Genomic DNA, 16,778 nt, shown 5'->3' on the forward strand with positions numbered 1-16,778 from the left:
AACTATTGTTTAGAGACTATGGTTTAAGAAATTTGGTTTAAGAGATCATTGTTTGGGCGATTTTGCATTGAATTATGCTACAACATTATTTAGAAACTCGGTTTGAAAGTTGGTTTAAACGCCGTTCACCGCTGACAAAAACAGCCAAACTTAACATGCACAATGTGTACATTTTCTTAAGTAAAGAAGGAATTATGTATGCAATTTTGTTGCTGGTTACTTTTGTGGCAGGCACGAATTACGCCAATAATTTGGTGCTTGGTTTGTGTTTTTTGTTAATTGGTTTGTTGGTGATTACCATTCATTATACTTTTGCACATTTGGCAGGACTTCAGATCCAATTGGTTGATGTTGCCAATGCAACCGAAGGTGAATGGGTACAAATCCGCTTACAAGTTAGCGGTAATAGCCGGCAACCGCATCGCCAAATTCGCTTTAGTTTTGGTGCGCAAGTGTATGACTTGACACAGCCACTACAAAATCCGGTGCAGTCAGTTAATCAGACGCCAAATCAAACGTTATCTCAAACATTAATAGTCAATCAAATTGCACAGCCACAGATTATCAGTTTGTATGTGGCGGCTGATAAACGCGGGCGGTTTGATTTGCCAAAATTGACTGTAAGCACCGTATATCCGCTTGGTATTTTGCGAGCGTGGTCGTATGTATTTTTGGACGGTTATGCGTGGATTTATCCTAGGGCATTGCCTTATGATGTCAAAGCCAAGCAATTTGTACTAAGCACAGATGAAAACATTGCATCGCTACAAACAAGGGCAGGACAAGAGGATTTTGATCAACTGGATAATTATGTAACAGGCGAGTCGTTGGCACGAATTTCATGGGCGCATTTGGCAAAAGGACAAGGGTTATTGTCAAAGCGTTTTGTGGATAATGTCGGACAACAACAAGTGCTGGATTATTATCAAATGCCCTCAACCACGCATGAAGATAAATTGCGACAATTGCGTTATGGTGTGGATAGATTAAGCCAACAACAAATTGCATTTCGGTTAATTTTGCCTAATGATGACGGTATTATGGGGCAAGGATTGGCATTTCAACAAGACAGCTTGTTAAGGTTGGCAAAAGCACCATGAAGCCAAAAATAAAACCAAAAACCCTTTTTCAAACCAATGTTACTCAAAAACAAGGCGTATTTGCCAAAATCAGTGCTTTATCGGCATTGCATTGGGTGTTAATTTCGCAGTTGTTTGTGGTGATTGCACATGCCAAACATTTGCCAATGTGGCTTGTTGGTTATGCACTTGTGGTTATTATTGCCCAGTTTGGCGTGGTGCGTCATCGGTTGCCAAATTGGCTTTATCAGCCTAGAACCATGCGATTGTTGCAATATATCGGATTTTTGGGCAGCTTGGCAGGGCTGTGGTTTACTTATCGGACGGCTTTGGGTTTAGATGTGGCAATTGCGTTTTTGCTCCTTTGTGCGATAAGTAAATTGTTGGAACTGTATACGCGTCGCGATGCGTATGTGGTATTGAGTTTGGCGTTGTTTGTGTTGGCGGGGCTTTTTTTGGTAGAACAAGACTTGCTAACCACTGTGATTGTAGCCTTGGGTGTGATGACGACGTTATTTGCTATGATTGGCATGAATGACGATGGCACAGGGCGGTATCGCACATTGGGGCTACTTGTTGTGCAGGCTATTCCGTTAACTGTGGTGATTTTTGTGTTTTTTCCGCGCTTGCCACCTTTGTGGGCGGTGCATATGAGTGGACAAAATCAAGCCACAACAGGCATTTCTGACAGTATGTCGCCTGGGGATTTTGCCAAATTAAGCCAATCTACAGAATTGGCATTTCGCGTAGAATTTGACGGAGAAATGCCAAGACGTGGGGATATGTATTGGCGTGGCCTTGTGTTTAGTGATTTTGATGGGGTAACGTGGCGACCAAGCAAACAAGCCCCGGATATGTGGTATAACAAAAAACAACCAATACCCATGTGGCTTAATGAAACCTTAAGTCATACCAAATTGCCTTTACAAAGCATACCAACTTATCGAGTGATTTTGGAAAAAACAGGGCGAAATTGGTTGTTTGCTTTGGATTATCCTTTTGCCAATCAACAAGGCATTGGTTTGACATCGGATTTTACGTTGCGTTATTGGACGGAAGTTTATCAACGCTTAAATTATAAAGTATCGTATCTAAAAAATGTACCCATAGCGTTAACCTTAAGTGAAAGTGAGCGCAAACAGTATTTGCAGTTGCCTGATAACAGCAATCAGCAAAGCCGTGAATTTGCAAAAAACCTATACGAAAAAGTGGGTAAAAATCCAATTGCTTTTGCCAGTGCGTTAGAGCAATGGATAAATGGACAAAATTTTCATTATACCTTGTCGCCTCCTGTGTTACGCCAAAATCGCATTGATGAGTTTTTGTTTGGTTCTCGGGCGGGGTTTTGTGAGCATTATTCATCAAGTTTTGCCTTTTTGATGCGATCTGTTGGCGTGCCAACTCGCATTGTAACCGGTTATCAAGGCGGCCAATTGGGACGTGATGGCAAAAGTTGGGAAGTGCGCCAAATGGACGCCCATGCGTGGGTGGAGATTTGGGTGGCAGGTGATGGTTGGGTGCGCATTGATCCGACAGCGTTTGTATCACCTGATCGTGTTGAGCAGGGCATGGACAGTTTGACCACAAGCGTTGGTGCTAAAATGTTTGGTGAGGGCATTGCAGGACAATTGTCATACCAACAATTTCAATTGCTACAAAATGCCCGTAGATTGTTTGATGAGGCCAGTTATTATTGGCAACGCGATGTGGTAGGTTATGACCAAGACAAGCAAAAAAAATCGTTATTTCAATGGTTTAACATTCAATCTGTGTATCAACAAGTCATGTATATGGTGGTAGCAATTGTCATTTTATTGGCATTGCTTGGACTATGGCTTTGGTATAAACGCCGTAAAATTTGGGATAAAACCGATAAATATTTGTTGGATTTATCGAAACGTTTGGCAAAACAAGATCGCAGTTTGGCTCGCAATGACAGCGAAGGAGTGCTACACTGGCTACAACGTATCCAAGCCAAAGCAAAAAATCCAAGCGACATTGAAGCTTTGCATAAAGCGTATCGTAAAGCTCGCTATCAACCAACAGATGATATTGACAAACAAAACAAGCAGATTAAACGCTTGACAAAAGCTGTAAAATTAATAAAAAATTGATTTTCAATTTAAAACTGCTTAAACCTGCGTTTTGATTTTAACGTGGTTTTTTGGCAGGTTTTTCTTTATAATGAATAATGATTTTGTAAAATAGTTTAGGAATATATATGACAAACTTTAATCCACAACATTTTATCCAAATTGCTCTTGCCAACAACGCTTTAAAATTTGGTGAGTTTACCCTAAAATCAGGGCGGATCAGTCCGTATTTTTTTAATGCAGGACTTTTGTCGACAGGTGAATTGTTGTCATCATTGGCAGATGGTTATGCTGATGTTTTGGCAAAAAATGCACAGCTTGATGATTTGGTGCTTTTTGGGGCGGCGTATAAGGGCATTCCGTTTGTTGCAGCCGTTGCTCAAGCCTTGTGGAAAAATCATAACATCAATGCCAACTGGGGTTATAACCGTAAAGAAGCCAAAGATCACGGCGAGGGCGGTGTGTTGGTTGGAGCGGATTTAAACGGCAAATCGGTATGGGTGATTGACGATGTTATGACTGCAGGAACAGCGATGCGTGAAGTGATAGGCTTGCTTGACAACGCAGGGGCAAAAGTTGCAGGGGTGATTGTTGCGCTTGATCGAAAAGAAAAAGGACAAACGGAAAAATCTGCTATCCAAGAGCTTGGTGATGAATTAAACATACCTGTTTTGGCACTTGTCAGCATGGACGATCTGATCGCCTATGTTGCCAAAAATGGCACAAGTGATGAAATTGTCAAAATGAGGGCATACCGTGATCAATATGGCGTGATGTATTAATTTTAGGGAAAAAACTATGCAACTAAATTTTCTGATTGTAATGGACGAGATTGGCAGTATTAATTACAAAAAAGACAGCACGCTTGCGATGATGTGGGCGATACAAAAGCGACAACATGCCTTAAATTATTGTAAAATCAATGATTTATGGCTAAAAAACGGCGAATTGATGATAGACAGCCAGCCGTTAACCGCTTTTAAAAACCCTCATAAATTTTATGAACTTGGCGAAAAAACAACGGTGAATGCCACCAGTTTTGACGTGATTTTAATGCGTAAAGATCCGCCGTTTGATATGAAATTTTTGTATGCTTTGTACTTATTGGAATATGCCAAACGTGCTGGGGTAAAAGTGGTTAATGATCCAACAAATGTACAAAATTGCAATGAAAAACTTTTTGCTACCCAGTTTAACCAACTGATGACTCCCACCATCGTCAGTCAAAAACAAGCCCATATTCGTGAATTTATCCGTGAACACAACGATGTGATTGTTAAACCTTTGGACGGTATGGGCGGTATGGGAATTTTTCGTTTGTCATCGGATAGCCCAAATATCGGTTCAACGCTAGAAATGCTAACCCAAATAGAAACATTGCCAATCATGGCGCAAAAATTTATCCCCAACATTAAAGACGGTGATAAGCGTGTGCTAATTGTTGGTGGCAAGCCTGTGGATTATTGCTTGGCACGCATTCCAGTTGGCGGTGAAACCCGGGGCAATTTGGCCGCAGGTGGCCGTGGGGTTGCCATGCCCTTGTCAAATCGTGAACGCGAACTTGCTGAAATGGTTGCACCGATTTTATTAGAAAAAGGCTTATTGTTTGTAGGGCTTGATGTAATTGGTGATTTTATTACTGAAATTAATGTTACCTCGCCGACTTGTATTCGTGAAATTGACGATCAGTTTGGTACAGACATTGCAACAGATTTTGTGCAAGTGATCGAGGATTTATTTTACCCATTCTAAATCAAGTTTGTTTATGAAATAGCGGTAGACGATGAAATTAAAATCATGTTTGACATCATAACATCATTATTAGAATCCATAAGCGGAGGTTTTGGTGGTAGTATAGCCAATGAAATAGCCAACAAAAACAGGAAATTAAACATTCCTGTCTTTATGTTGTTTTCAATATTATTCACGTTAACTTATAATTTAGGTTTATTGTTTTTTTACTTTGTCTATAAAATAAAAGGTTATGAAATTCCGTGGCTAAGTTTAACCTTGGTGTGCTTGGGTTTTTCTGTTGTTGTTGCAATTATTTTTTTATTGGAAAAACTGAACAAAAAGTAAATTGGTATAAGTAAATTTGTGCTTTTAATTGCAGTATACGAGATTTATATGTCAAATTTATATATGATTATTTCAGAAAAACGCATTGATTTTTTACCGAAAGAACGCTATCTAAAATTTACAGAATATACAAATAAAGAAAATTTATTCGTATATACAAGGTATGATTATAGTTTGGATATGGTGAACCTAATTTGCAACAACCAATATAAAATATCAAATAATGGCAAAGTATTGATAAGAAAAATACTATCCGATCAAAATTATGTATATTGGTCTAACATTCAACTTGTCAATCATATGGGAGAAGAAGAGGCTTATTTTGGTTGTCTAAAAACCATTAAAGACAAAAATTTTATAAACAAATCAAACTTAGACGATGTTTTTAATATAAATTCTTTGTATTGTCTTATTTCATAGTGTCAATAGCGGTAATTAGTCATTTATTATAAAAAACGTGAGTATAAAAACAATGCAAATATTTAACAGCATTTTACTTGGTATCTTTTTATCGTAGCAGCAAGTTTTTTTGCTGCTATTGCTCGCATTTATGGCAATGAATGGCTAAGAGCGGTTTGCCTGTTGATAACGGCAACGCTTATCAATATTTTTATAAAAAACTTGGCATATTTACAAGGCTTACAAAATTTATTCATATCCCTAATCACTTTTTTGATTTTTGCAAGTTTGTTTTATTTTGTACTCAAAAAAAGTACAGCTTGTCAAAAATACAATCATTAATCTAAAAGACAAATAACCAACAATGAACGCTTTGTCATCATTTCTGCTTTTTATTGTGTTTGCTAGCTTTTTTACCATAGCATCTTACGCCTCCCCTTTTAGCTTAAACCCAAAAATAAGCCCCAAAAACATCACCACCCAATCATGGCTTGAACAAAATAATGGTCAAGTTATTAAACAAGATTTGGATTATTCCTGCGGCGCGTCATCGCTTGCCACGGTATTGACTTATTTTTATCAAAAACCAATGAGCGAGCGCCAAATATTAGAGGATATGGCATTAGTAGATGTAATGTCATCTTTTAGTGATTTGGCAAATGTCAGCCAAAAATATGGCTTTATTGCCAAGGGATTTACTACCAATTACGAGACCTTATCAAAATTAAAAATTCCTGCTATTGTTTATCTTAATCACAATCGCAGCGACCATTTTAGCGTCATTCGTGCGATTGATGAGCATAATGTTTATTTGGCGGATTCAAGTTGGGGCAATAGAGTATTAAGCAAAAAACAGTTTGAAAAAATATGGAATACTACAGACAATCCAAATTATAAAGGGCGTGTTTTGTTAATATTGCCAAGCACTGAACAACAAAAACAATTATCTGATACTGATTTTGTTAAAATACAAGATACGCAAAAGTTGTTAAGAAAATCGCCTAAGTTATTTCGTGATTTTTTGTAAATAAATTACCAATACAAACTGTGAGCAATTATGCAAGTTTTAAACTATTCTTTTATATTTTTTATAAGTTTAATCGCCTATCAATCTGCTTTGGCGGATTTGCCATTAACGGTTGAAGATTTAACCGCAGATAAAAATAAATTTAAATTAACGAGTGATTTAAGTTATTTTAATCAATCACAGCGCAATTTAACCGAACAAGGAAACAGTTTGGTTGATTTGGGTAATGGCAGAACGCTTGTGTTGCCTAATCCGCCTAGCGAAGGTTTGTCTAATTCTGACAGTTTAATTGGTACATTGGGATTAAGTTACGGCGTTACGGATAAATGGGAAATTGGTGCTAAAACCAATGCAGTTTATCGTCAAGTGCGACAAACTTCAGCACTAGAAAACAATAAAACCTCTGATACTAGGTTACAAGATTTTATTTTTACAACGCAATATCAATTAACCGATAAACACGAAAAATTGCCCGATAGTTTAATATTTTCTGAAATTTCATTTTATGATAACACTTATGATTTAAAACCCAAATCGTTATCGTCTGTATTGATTGGCGGAACAGTATATACTGTTAACGACCCAATTATTTTAAGTTTAACTAGTAGTTATCAGTATAATACAAAACGGGGTATTTTAAACCCAAACCAAACAATTAATATTGGTGATGTGTTGTCTATTAATGGCACGGTTGGTTTTGCGGTTAATCCTGATATTACGTTAAATGCTGGCGTGGGCTGGCAATATAAACAAACAGACAAACTACAAAATAAGGCTTTAGGTATTAATCAAACCCAAACCAATCTTAATCTTGGCATGGCTTATTCTTTATCCGCAAGAAATAATCTGGTTGCCAATATTCGCACCAATATATCGGGCGATGAGGGCAGTGTCTTTTCACTTGGTTTAACCACCAAATTGGGCGAATTGCCGCCACCGCCGTCCGAGCGTTATCGCAAATCAAAAGCAATGCAATGATAAAATAGCATGTTAAATTGCAATGCTTAATAGTTGCAATGCTTAATAGTTGTAATATTGAATAGTATGGTTGCCAATTGGCTGTATGACATTTAAAAACATTTTAGTAAGTGTTTAGCAAAAACTTTTTGTCTTTAGTGCTTTTAAAAATTGGCAAAAAATGCTATCATTCCACCATTTTTTTAACAGTCTATCACCGCTTATAGCTATATCTATCCATACCCAACAAGGCAATTTTATGACAAGCAACACACTGCAAAAACAGCCAACAATTTTGATGATGGCAGCAGGGACGGGTGGACACGTTTTTCCTGCAATAGCAGTGGCACATGAATTGCAAAAACAAGGGGCGGTAGTGCATTGGCTTGGCACGCTGAAAGGCATGGAAAATGACTTGCTTGCCAATACGGATTTTATTTATCATGCGATTGATATGCAAGGCTTGCGTGGCAATGGCATCAGACGGTTGCTACAAGCCCCCAATGCCTTGTTAAAAGCCACATTGGCGTGCGTGAAAATCATCAAAAGCAATCAAATTGACATGGTAGTAGGTTTTGGTGGGTATGTAACCGCACCGGGTGGGCTTGGTGCGAAAATTTGCCAAAAACCACTGGTTATTCATGAGCAAAATGCCATTGCAGGCATGAGTAACCACTATTTGGCAAAAATAGCAAAAACCGTTATGCAGGCTTTTGCCAATACTTTTACTGATTTAAATCCCCAAAAAATCATCACAGTTGGCAATCCTGTGCGTAAGGCTATCATTAATCTACCAACGCCCAATCAACGCATTAACCCTATGGATACCAGTCCGCTAAAACTTTTGATTGTTGGCGGATCGCTTGGTTCACAAGCACTAAACAATAACATAGCACCGACTTTAAAACAATTAGAATCCCTTGGTAAACCTTGGCAAGTGCGACATCAATGTGGTAAAAATAATTTTGACGCCACAAAAGCCGTATATGATAAGGCGGATTTGCAAACCACAGATTATGAAATTTTACCCTTTATCACCGATATGGCACAGGCGTATGCGTGGGCAGATGTGATTGTTTGTCGGGCAGGGGCGTTGACGGTTAGCGAGGTTGCCAGTGTTGGCTTGACTGCAATATTTATCCCATTGCCCAGTGCTGTCGATGATCACCAAACCGCCAATGCCAAAAGCCTCTCCGAGCAAAATGCAGGGTTTTTATTACCCCAATCTTCTTTAGACGCTGACAGTTTATCGGCAATTTTAGCCAGTCTTGATCGCACAAAGATTTTGCAAATTTCCAATAAAGCTCGACAATTTGGCAATCCACAATCTACAGAACAATGTGCAAAAATTATTTTAGACAATTTAAACTAATTTAAACTAAACCAAACTAAACTAAATCAATATTTATAAAATTTTAATAACAAAAGTTTATTTAACAATGAATTTATTTAACATGAATTTAACAGCGAATTTATTCAAAAATAGAAAAATTGAGAAAAATTATGAATGAACAAAAAACCAAAAAATTGCCAAAACGCCTAATTGAAATTCCAGAAATGCGTCGTATCAGTCATATCCATTTTGTGGGGATCGGTGGGGCGGGTATGTGTGGCATCGCTGAGGTTATGCACAATCAAGGCTACACCGTATCAGGATCGGACATAAAAGCAAGCGCGGTTACTGAACGCTTAAAAAAAATGGGCGTGTGGGTATTTATCGGACATGACAGCAAGAATATTGAAAATGCAGATGTGGTTGTGGTATCAAGTGCTATTGATCGTACCAACCCTGAAATTGTCTCTGCTTTGACCGCTCGCATTCCTGTGGTGCGTCGTGCTGATATGTTAGGTGAACTTATGCGTTATCGTCATGGTATTGCTGTTGCTGGTGCACATGGCAAAACCACAACCACAAGCCTGCTTACCGTTATGTTGCATGAAGCAGGGCTTGATCCAACTTATGTTGTTGGTGGAAAAGTCAATGCCTTTGGTAAAAACGCATCGCTTGGCCAAAGTCGTTATTTGGTGGCAGAAGCCGATGAGTCAGATGCGTCGTTTTTGAGTTTGCGTCCAATGGCATGTATTGTTACCAACATTGACGAAGATCATATGGAAACTTATGGCAATAGTTTTGACAATCTTAAAAAAGCCTACATTCAGTTTTTACAAAATATGCCATTTTATGGGTTGGCGGTTATTTGTGGTGATGACAAAGAATTGTACGGTATGATAGATGACATTTCACGTCCAGTATTGACCTATGGTTTAGAAAAGCACAACGATGTGCAAGCGGTAGATGTGGTTGCTGATGGTACAAAAACCCATTTTAGTGTCTTAAGAAAAGATAAAGATCCTTTAAAAATTACCTTAAATATCCCTGGCATTCACAATGTGTATAATGCACTTGGAGCAATTACCATGGCAAGCGATGAGGGTGTAAGCGACGAAGTGATTGCTGCCGCGGTGGAAAAATTTGCAGGCGTAGGCAGGCGTTTTGAAAACAATGGCTATTATTCTACCCTTGATGGAGATGGTGATATTTTGCTTATTGACGATTATGGCCATCACCCAACTGAGGTGGCAATGACGATTAAGGCAGGTCGCCAAAGTTATCCCAACCGCCGTTTGACCATGATTTTTCAGCCGCACCGTTACAGCCGTACGCGCGATTGTTTTGATGAGTTTGTCAATGTATTGTCGCAAGTGGATAAGTTGATTTTGCTTGATGTATACGGTGCAGGCGAGGAGCCGATCAAAGGTGCAACCAGTTCGGATTTGGCGCGTTCCATGCGTGAGCGCGGACAAGTTGAGCCGATCGTGTTAAATATCAGCGACAAAGACCAAATTGCTAACGTGCTAAAAGTTACCTTAAAAGCCAATGATTTATTGATTACGCAAGGAGCTGGTAACGTAGGGCAGTTGTGTCAAGATTTGGCAAATAATCATTTGTTTTTAAACTAATTGTTTGTTTTTAAACTAATTGTTTTTAAATGAGCGGTTAATTTTTATACTAAAACTGGTAATAATTTATGAATAATGTTGGTGTAAACAGTATGAATGTAAAAAATATGGATATGAAAAATTTTGGCAAGGTTGCTGTGGTTTGTGGTGGTATCGGTGTTGAACGTGAAGTTTCACTAAATAGTGGTAAAGCTGTACTAAATGCCTTACTTGCAAAAGGCGTCGATGCTTATCATTTTGATCCAAAAGATACCGATATTTTAGAACTGCGCAAGTATGATCGTGTGTTTAATGTGTTGCATGGTACATTTGGTGAAGATGGCGGTTTGCAAGGCATGTTGGATAGTTTTAACATTCCTTACACAGGTTCTGGTGTGTTGGCAAGTGCAATTGCTATGGATAAATTTCGTTGTCGCTTGATTTGGCAGGCATTGGATTTACCAAATGTGCCTTATGTTGTCTTACACGATGACAGTGATTTTGATTCTTTGGAGCGTGAGTTTGGCTTGCCGTTGTTTGTCAAACCTGCGGCCGAAGGGTCGAGCGTTGGCGTGGTTATGGTAGAAAATCAAGGTGATTTGGCAAAAATTTACCCTACTTTAAAACATTATCATGGTGAAATTTTAGCAGAAAAAGCGATCACAGGTGGTGAATATACGTTATCGTTATTGGACGATCAGGTATTGCCCAGCATTCGCATCATTCCAAAAAATAAATTTTATGATTATGAAGCCAAATATTTGCGTGATGACACCATTTATCAATGTCCCTCTGATTTAACCATCGATCAAGAAAAACAAATGGGCGATTTGGCGTTGCGTGCATTTCATGCAATTGGTGGGCGTGGTTGGTCGCGAGTGGATTTTTTAAAAGGCGATGATAACAAATTATATGTGCTGGAAATTAACACTGTGCCCGGCATGACTGATCATTCACTGATTCCTATGGCAGCCAAGCAAGCAGGGATTGAATTTGCTGATTTGTGTTTGCTCATTTTGGCAAAAACCTTAGCAGAAACTTGATAAAGGTTTAACATTTGCCAAAAACCTGTTAAAATATTACATTTTCTTACAAAATATTGATGAATATCAAAAACTTTGCGACACAGCAGGGTTATTTTGTCTGTATTATTTGGTATGATATGACACTTTTAGTGAGGTATTTTTAGTAAGGTGTTTTTGCTAATCGTGCTTGGCTAATCGTGCTGATTGATGTTTGGTTTTTTAAGGATTGACACTTTTACCAATGACCCATGCTAAACCTAAAATTTTGTTCGGTTTTGACAAAGCGATTAACTTTGACAAAAAAACATTAACAAACCCTCTTCATTGGTTGTTGGTTGGGGTTTTTGTGTTGTTTTTGGTATTTTTTGTGCTGATTGTCCAATTGCTAAAACAATTGCCAAATGCAGCAATTAATGTGTTGCCAGATGGTTTAAACCCATATGAACATCAAGTTTTATTGCAAACGGTTGGCATGCAAGCTACGGATAATTTTTTGCAAACAGATTTGCAGTCTTATGTTGACAAAATATCGCACATTGACTGGGTAGAACAAGTGGATATCCGCCGTGATTGGCAAAAAGGACTGGTGGTAAAAGTCATTCCTCGTCAAGCGGTTGCAAAATTTGGCAGTGAACGGTTGGTGGACTCGCACGGTGTTGTGTTTTATCCTGCTGATTTAAGTGAGCTTAATGCAGATTATTGGATGCATTTGCAAGGCGATGACAATAAAGATGCCATTGCGATGATGCAACAAGCCAAACAAGTCAGTGATTGGTATTTACCGCTTGGCTTAAAAGTAGATGAGGTGATTGTTACCTCGCGCATGACGTGGTTGTTTCGTTTTGACAACGGTCTGCGTGTTTTGGTAAATAATGACAATACTTCAGAAAAACTGTATCGTTTGAGTGTGTTGTTACAAAACCAACTAAACCCAAAACTTGCCAAAATTCAAAGCATTGATTTGCGCTACAAAAATGGCATGGCAATTACTTGGCGGCCTGTGGTAAAAAGCGAAACTGTGGTAACAAATAAAAAATCCAACAGACAGCAGACAAAACTTTAGATTTTTAACAAAACAAATTTTTAATAAAGCAAGTTTAAACAAAAATAAGTTTAAACAAAAACAAGTGTAAATATTAATAAACTGGATATAAAAGCGTTAAAAAATGACAAAACCTGACCTTATCGTCGTTGTTCATTTAAGTTCCACCGCCGTACATACGGTGATTGGACAGGTTTTTCACGCCCAAGACATTCGCATTATTGGTATTTCATCGGTAAAAAATAATGATTTTGTCCAAGGGGTTATCCGCCACCGCGAACGCTTAAAATCAGCGATTAAACAATCCATTCAAGAAGCAGAAGATATGGCAAATTGTCGTATTAACAGTGTTTGGCTAAGTTTTTCCACCCCTGAATTGGTGAGTATGAACAGTTCAGGCAATGTTAAAATTAACAGTGAAATCATTCGTGCCAAAGATGTGGTTGCTACTTTAACTGAGGCTAAAAAACAGCACCAAAGCGATGATATGTATCTTATGCACTATGTGCAACAAGGCATTGCTCTTGATAATAGCGATGAAATGATCGATGATGCAATTGGCATGCAAGCTGATGAATTTATGGTGTTGTATCATTTGATGATGATGCCTGTACGCAGTCGACAAAACTTACAACAACTGTTACAAGAGTGCGACGTGAGTATTGAGCAAATGTTGTTTGATGCGGTGTCATCGGCAGAATACAGTCTGTTGGCAGAAGAAAAATATCATGGCGTTTGTCTGATTGATATCGGTTCATCAACCACGAGTGTGTGCGTGTACAGTGATAACAAACTGGTTTATACGCGCTGTTTTCCCGAAGGCAGTTATGATGCCACCCATGATATTTCGAAGTTTCTTGGTGTAACGCTTGCTGAAGCGGAACAGATAAAAAAACAACAAGCCAGTGTTGATCGTTTTGGTATTGATGCCAGTCAGTTTTTTAGTGTTCGTCGTTCCCAGTATAATGATGAAAAAACCGTCAATATGCAAGAATTGCTAGAAATTGTAGAGGCACGTTATATTAGCATTTTGGTTAATATTAAAAATGATCTGGACGCGTTGGGGTTGAGTGAATTTTTGCAACAAGGCTATGTGTTGACAGGTGGTGGTTCAGAAATGCGCGGTTTAATTCCGCTTGCAAAAAAAGTATTTGTCAATAAAGTGCACAAAGCCAACCGTGCCGAACATCAGTCGCCGATCAGTGCTTACAGCCAGTATGGTGATGATGAAAAATTACGCCACATTGCATCGTTGATCGGACAACGCAAATACCAAAATGTATTTGGTACATTGTTGTACACCCAAAGCGATGCGTTTTATCATACTGAAAAAAATGCCAATATCGAAGAAGAGTCAGGTTTAAGCAAAACTTTACACAAAATTGAAAACTTTTTAAAAAGAATGTTTTAAGATTTGCATAAGATTTTGACAAGATTTTTAGCGTTTTGTGCAAAGTCGTGGTATGATAGACTTAATTTTATTTTATGAAACTTATTAATTTTATTTAGCATTTAGTGCGGAGATGATGAAAGATGGAATCAAAATTTAGCATTGCCAATGATTCGTTTGAAGAGCATAATGGCTCGGCTCGTTTGACGGTGATCGGCGTGGGTGGAGGTGGCGGTAATGCCGTTGAAACCATGGTGCAATCCAACATCAAAAATATCACATTTGTGTGTGCCAATACCGACCGCCAAGCACTTGACCGCTTATCGGCTCCCAGTAAAATTCAGCTTGGCTTAAAAAATAACAATCGCGGTTTGGGTGCAGGAGCAAATCCTGAAATTGGACGTGAAGCTGCTGAAAGCGACGAAGAAACCATTCGCCAAGTACTGGAAAATTCGGACATGGTGTTTATTACCGCGGGCATGGGTGGTGGCACGGGAACTGGGGCTGCTCCTGTGATCGCACGGCTTGCCAAAGAAATGGACAAACTCACTGTGGCTGTGGTTACCATGCCTTTTACTTTTGAAGGCGGCAAACGCAGCAAGGTTGCCAAAGAAGGCATTGAGCAATTATCAAATTTTGTGGATTCTATTATTACCATTCCTAATGATAAATTGATGAATGTGTATGGCAAAATCTCGATGAAAGATGCCTTTAAAAAAGCCGATGAAGTGCTCATGCAAGCGGTACAAGGCATCTCAAACATGATACGCGAAGATGGCTTTATTAACATTGACTTTAACGATATCCGCACCGCGATGACCTCGCGTGGTCATGCGATGATGGGGATTGGTAAAGCCAGTGGGGAAGATCGTGCTGAAATTGCCGCTGAAAAAGCGATTAAAAGTCCGCTATTGGATAATTTGTTGTTAAAAAATGCCAAAGGGTTGTTGGTAAATACCGTTGCAAGTTCTGATTTTAATTTTGATGAACAAGAACGCATTACCGAAAAAGTAAAAAGTTTGGTGGATATTGACGAGGCCAACATTTTTTACGGCATTGTCTTTGACGAAGATATGGGCGATGAAATTCAAGTAACGGTTGTGGCAACGGGTTTGACACTGGATACCACGCCAAAACACCCAAATCCAAACCGTGCTTTTATGCCAGATATTGGCAGTCAAAAAGTTGATGCAGGCACGCATACGCCAGCATTAACCGTGAATAATCCACCGCCGACAGTAAATGTTGCGCCAAGTGCTTCTTCGCAGGCACAAACCAGTGCGCAACAAACAACCGCACCACCGACACAAATTACTCAACCACAGCGTACAGGCAACAGCATTCAGCAATATTTACGCCAACAACAAAACAAATAAACAACAAAATAAATAACAAAACGTGTGCTGCAAAAACCCATTGCCAATTTTGGTAGTGGGTTTTTGCATTTCGTGTTTACATTTTGTTTTAAACTTCTTAGTCATATTGTTAAAAAGCCACATTATTAAATTAAAAAGCTATTAAAAAGCTGTTAAAAAGCCATATTGTTAAAAAAATTGACAAAAACAATAAAACTTAGCAACAAAATCAAAAAAAGCCCCTTGTTATCTGGCTAAACAATGCTAAAATACGCCAAATGTAACAAAATATGTAAAAGGGCAATCATGAAACAACCGATACAAAAAACAACTAAACAACACACAATAAAACAACGCACAATAAAAACACCAATTTCATTAGAGGGCATTGGACTGCATAGCGGAAAATTGGTGCAAATCCGATTTTTACCTGCCGATGTCAACACAGGCGTGGTATTTTTTCGCACCGATTTGCCAAACCCACAGCCGATTTTGGCACGTTATAACCAAATTGTTGACACGGTTATGTCATCTAATCTTGCCAATGCCAACAACCAACGTATTGGCACGGTTGAGCATTTGATGAGTGCAATTGCGTGTTTAGGCATTGACAATCTTGTGGTGGAGGTTTCTGCTTCTGAAATTCCGATTATGGACGGCAGTGCAATTGTATTTATTGAAGCCTTGGAAAAAGCAGGTATCGCCACTCAAGACGCTGCTAAAAAATTTATCCAAATTTTACGCCCCGTAGAGGTGTGTTGTGATGATAAAATTGCTAAGTTTACGCCCTATGATGGCTTTTCGTTGGCATTTACCATTGATTTTAATCACCCTATTTTTGCCAAAGAACACGCAACTTTTGCCCTTGATTTTAACCGTGTCAATTTTACCAATCAAATTGCAAAAGCCAGAACGTTTGGTTTTTTAAGAGACATTGAGTATTTAAAAAGCCAAAATTTAGGCCTTGGTGGGAGCATAGACAACGCGATTGTGGTAGATGATGAAAAAGTGCTAAACCCAGAGGGCTTGCGTTTTGACAATGAATTTGTGCGTCATAAAATGCTCGACGCTGTTGGTGATTTGTATTTGGCCGGACATCAGATTTTAGGGGCGTTTTATGGTTATAAATCTGGACATAGGTTGAACAATAATTTGTTAAAAGCGGTTTTTAGCGATCCGGATAATTTTAAAATTGTAATAAAATATGACAATGTAAACTCAAAATATATTAATTATAATAATTAATGTATTAAATATATTTAAATAATTTACCAGTTGGTCAAATTGTGCGTAACATTTTTATGACTAAGACGGTTTAAGTTTTTGATTGTGATAACAAACCATACCGCTTGTGTGTAGATTTTTTTGAGACTTAGATGAGTTTTGGTTAAA

The 16,778-nt window shown here is 38.5% G+C and carries 14 protein-coding genes; all 14 read left to right on the forward strand.

What is annotated here, in order from left to right; translation table 11 throughout:
* The first annotated feature begins 74 nt into the window (after window positions 1-74).
* The 14 genes from MOMA_RS04610 to lpxC all read left to right on the forward strand — a co-directional run bounded on the left by MOMA_RS04610 (window position 75) and on the right by lpxC (window position 16,631).
* A complete protein-coding gene (locus MOMA_RS04610) occupies window positions 75-1,100 on the forward strand; it encodes a DUF58 domain-containing protein (protein ID WP_009767446.1) in 1,026 nt (341 codons plus the stop codon).
* The gene (locus tag MOMA_RS04615) at window positions 1,097-3,193 is read left to right on the forward strand and encodes a transglutaminase family protein (RefSeq protein WP_009767447.1); all 2,097 of its coding nucleotides are present in this window, start codon (window positions 1,097-1,099) and stop codon (window positions 3,191-3,193) included. Before MOMA_RS04610 ends, MOMA_RS04615 begins: the two co-directional genes overlap by 4 nt.
* 107 nt (window positions 3,194-3,300) lie before the next feature.
* Window positions 3,301-3,954: an orotate phosphoribosyltransferase gene (pyrE, locus tag MOMA_RS04620; RefSeq protein WP_009767448.1), complete on the forward strand. Its 654-nt coding sequence runs from the start codon at window positions 3,301-3,303 to the stop codon at window positions 3,952-3,954.
* A 16-nt stretch (window positions 3,955-3,970) separates the two neighbouring features.
* Window positions 3,971-4,924, forward strand: coding sequence for a glutathione synthase (gene gshB, locus MOMA_RS04625; protein ID WP_009767449.1), 954 nt, complete (start codon window positions 3,971-3,973; stop codon window positions 4,922-4,924).
* 375 nt (window positions 4,925-5,299) lie between these two features.
* On the forward strand, window positions 5,300-5,671 hold the full coding sequence (locus MOMA_RS04630) for a hypothetical protein (protein ID WP_009767451.1): 372 nt from the start codon (window positions 5,300-5,302) through the stop codon (window positions 5,669-5,671).
* Between the two features lie 376 nt (window positions 5,672-6,047).
* Window positions 6,048-6,677 carry a C39 family peptidase gene (locus tag MOMA_RS04640; RefSeq protein WP_009767452.1) on the forward strand — a complete coding sequence of 210 codons (630 nt, stop codon included), beginning with the start codon at window positions 6,048-6,050 and terminating at the stop codon, window positions 6,675-6,677.
* A gap of 30 nt (window positions 6,678-6,707) precedes the next feature.
* Complete coding sequence (locus MOMA_RS04645) at window positions 6,708-7,655, forward strand: transporter (RefSeq protein WP_009767453.1); 948 nt, start codon at window positions 6,708-6,710, stop codon at window positions 7,653-7,655.
* A 238-nt stretch (window positions 7,656-7,893) separates the two neighbouring features.
* A complete protein-coding gene (murG, locus tag MOMA_RS04650; RefSeq protein ID WP_009767454.1) occupies window positions 7,894-9,006 on the forward strand; it encodes an undecaprenyldiphospho-muramoylpentapeptide beta-N-acetylglucosaminyltransferase in 1,113 nt (370 codons plus the stop codon).
* A gap of 131 nt (window positions 9,007-9,137) precedes the next feature.
* A complete protein-coding gene (gene murC, locus MOMA_RS04655) occupies window positions 9,138-10,595 on the forward strand; it encodes a UDP-N-acetylmuramate--L-alanine ligase (protein WP_009767455.1) in 1,458 nt (485 codons plus the stop codon).
* Window positions 10,596-10,663: 68 nt separating this feature from the next.
* Window positions 10,664-11,617, forward strand: a complete 954-nt coding sequence (locus MOMA_RS04660) for a D-alanine--D-alanine ligase (protein ID WP_009767456.1) — start codon at window positions 10,664-10,666, stop codon at window positions 11,615-11,617.
* A gap of 223 nt (window positions 11,618-11,840) precedes the next feature.
* Complete coding sequence (locus MOMA_RS04665) at window positions 11,841-12,662, forward strand: cell division protein FtsQ/DivIB (protein WP_009767457.1); 822 nt, start codon at window positions 11,841-11,843, stop codon at window positions 12,660-12,662.
* A 103-nt stretch (window positions 12,663-12,765) separates the two neighbouring features.
* Complete coding sequence (gene ftsA / locus MOMA_RS04670) at window positions 12,766-14,052, forward strand: cell division protein FtsA (RefSeq protein ID WP_009767458.1); 1,287 nt, start codon at window positions 12,766-12,768, stop codon at window positions 14,050-14,052.
* 122 nt (window positions 14,053-14,174) lie between these two features.
* Entirely contained in the window at window positions 14,175-15,407 is a 1,233-nt protein-coding gene (ftsZ, locus tag MOMA_RS04675; RefSeq protein ID WP_009767459.1) for a cell division protein FtsZ, read from the forward strand.
* Between the two features lie 285 nt (window positions 15,408-15,692).
* Complete coding sequence (gene lpxC / locus MOMA_RS04680) at window positions 15,693-16,631, forward strand: UDP-3-O-acyl-N-acetylglucosamine deacetylase (RefSeq protein WP_009767460.1); 939 nt, start codon at window positions 15,693-15,695, stop codon at window positions 16,629-16,631.
* The last annotated feature ends 147 nt before the right edge of the window (window positions 16,632-16,778 follow it).

The sequence above is a fragment of the Moraxella macacae 0408225 genome (assembly GCF_000320365.1).
GTDB classification, from domain to species: domain Bacteria; phylum Pseudomonadota; class Gammaproteobacteria; order Pseudomonadales; family Moraxellaceae; genus Faucicola; species Faucicola macacae.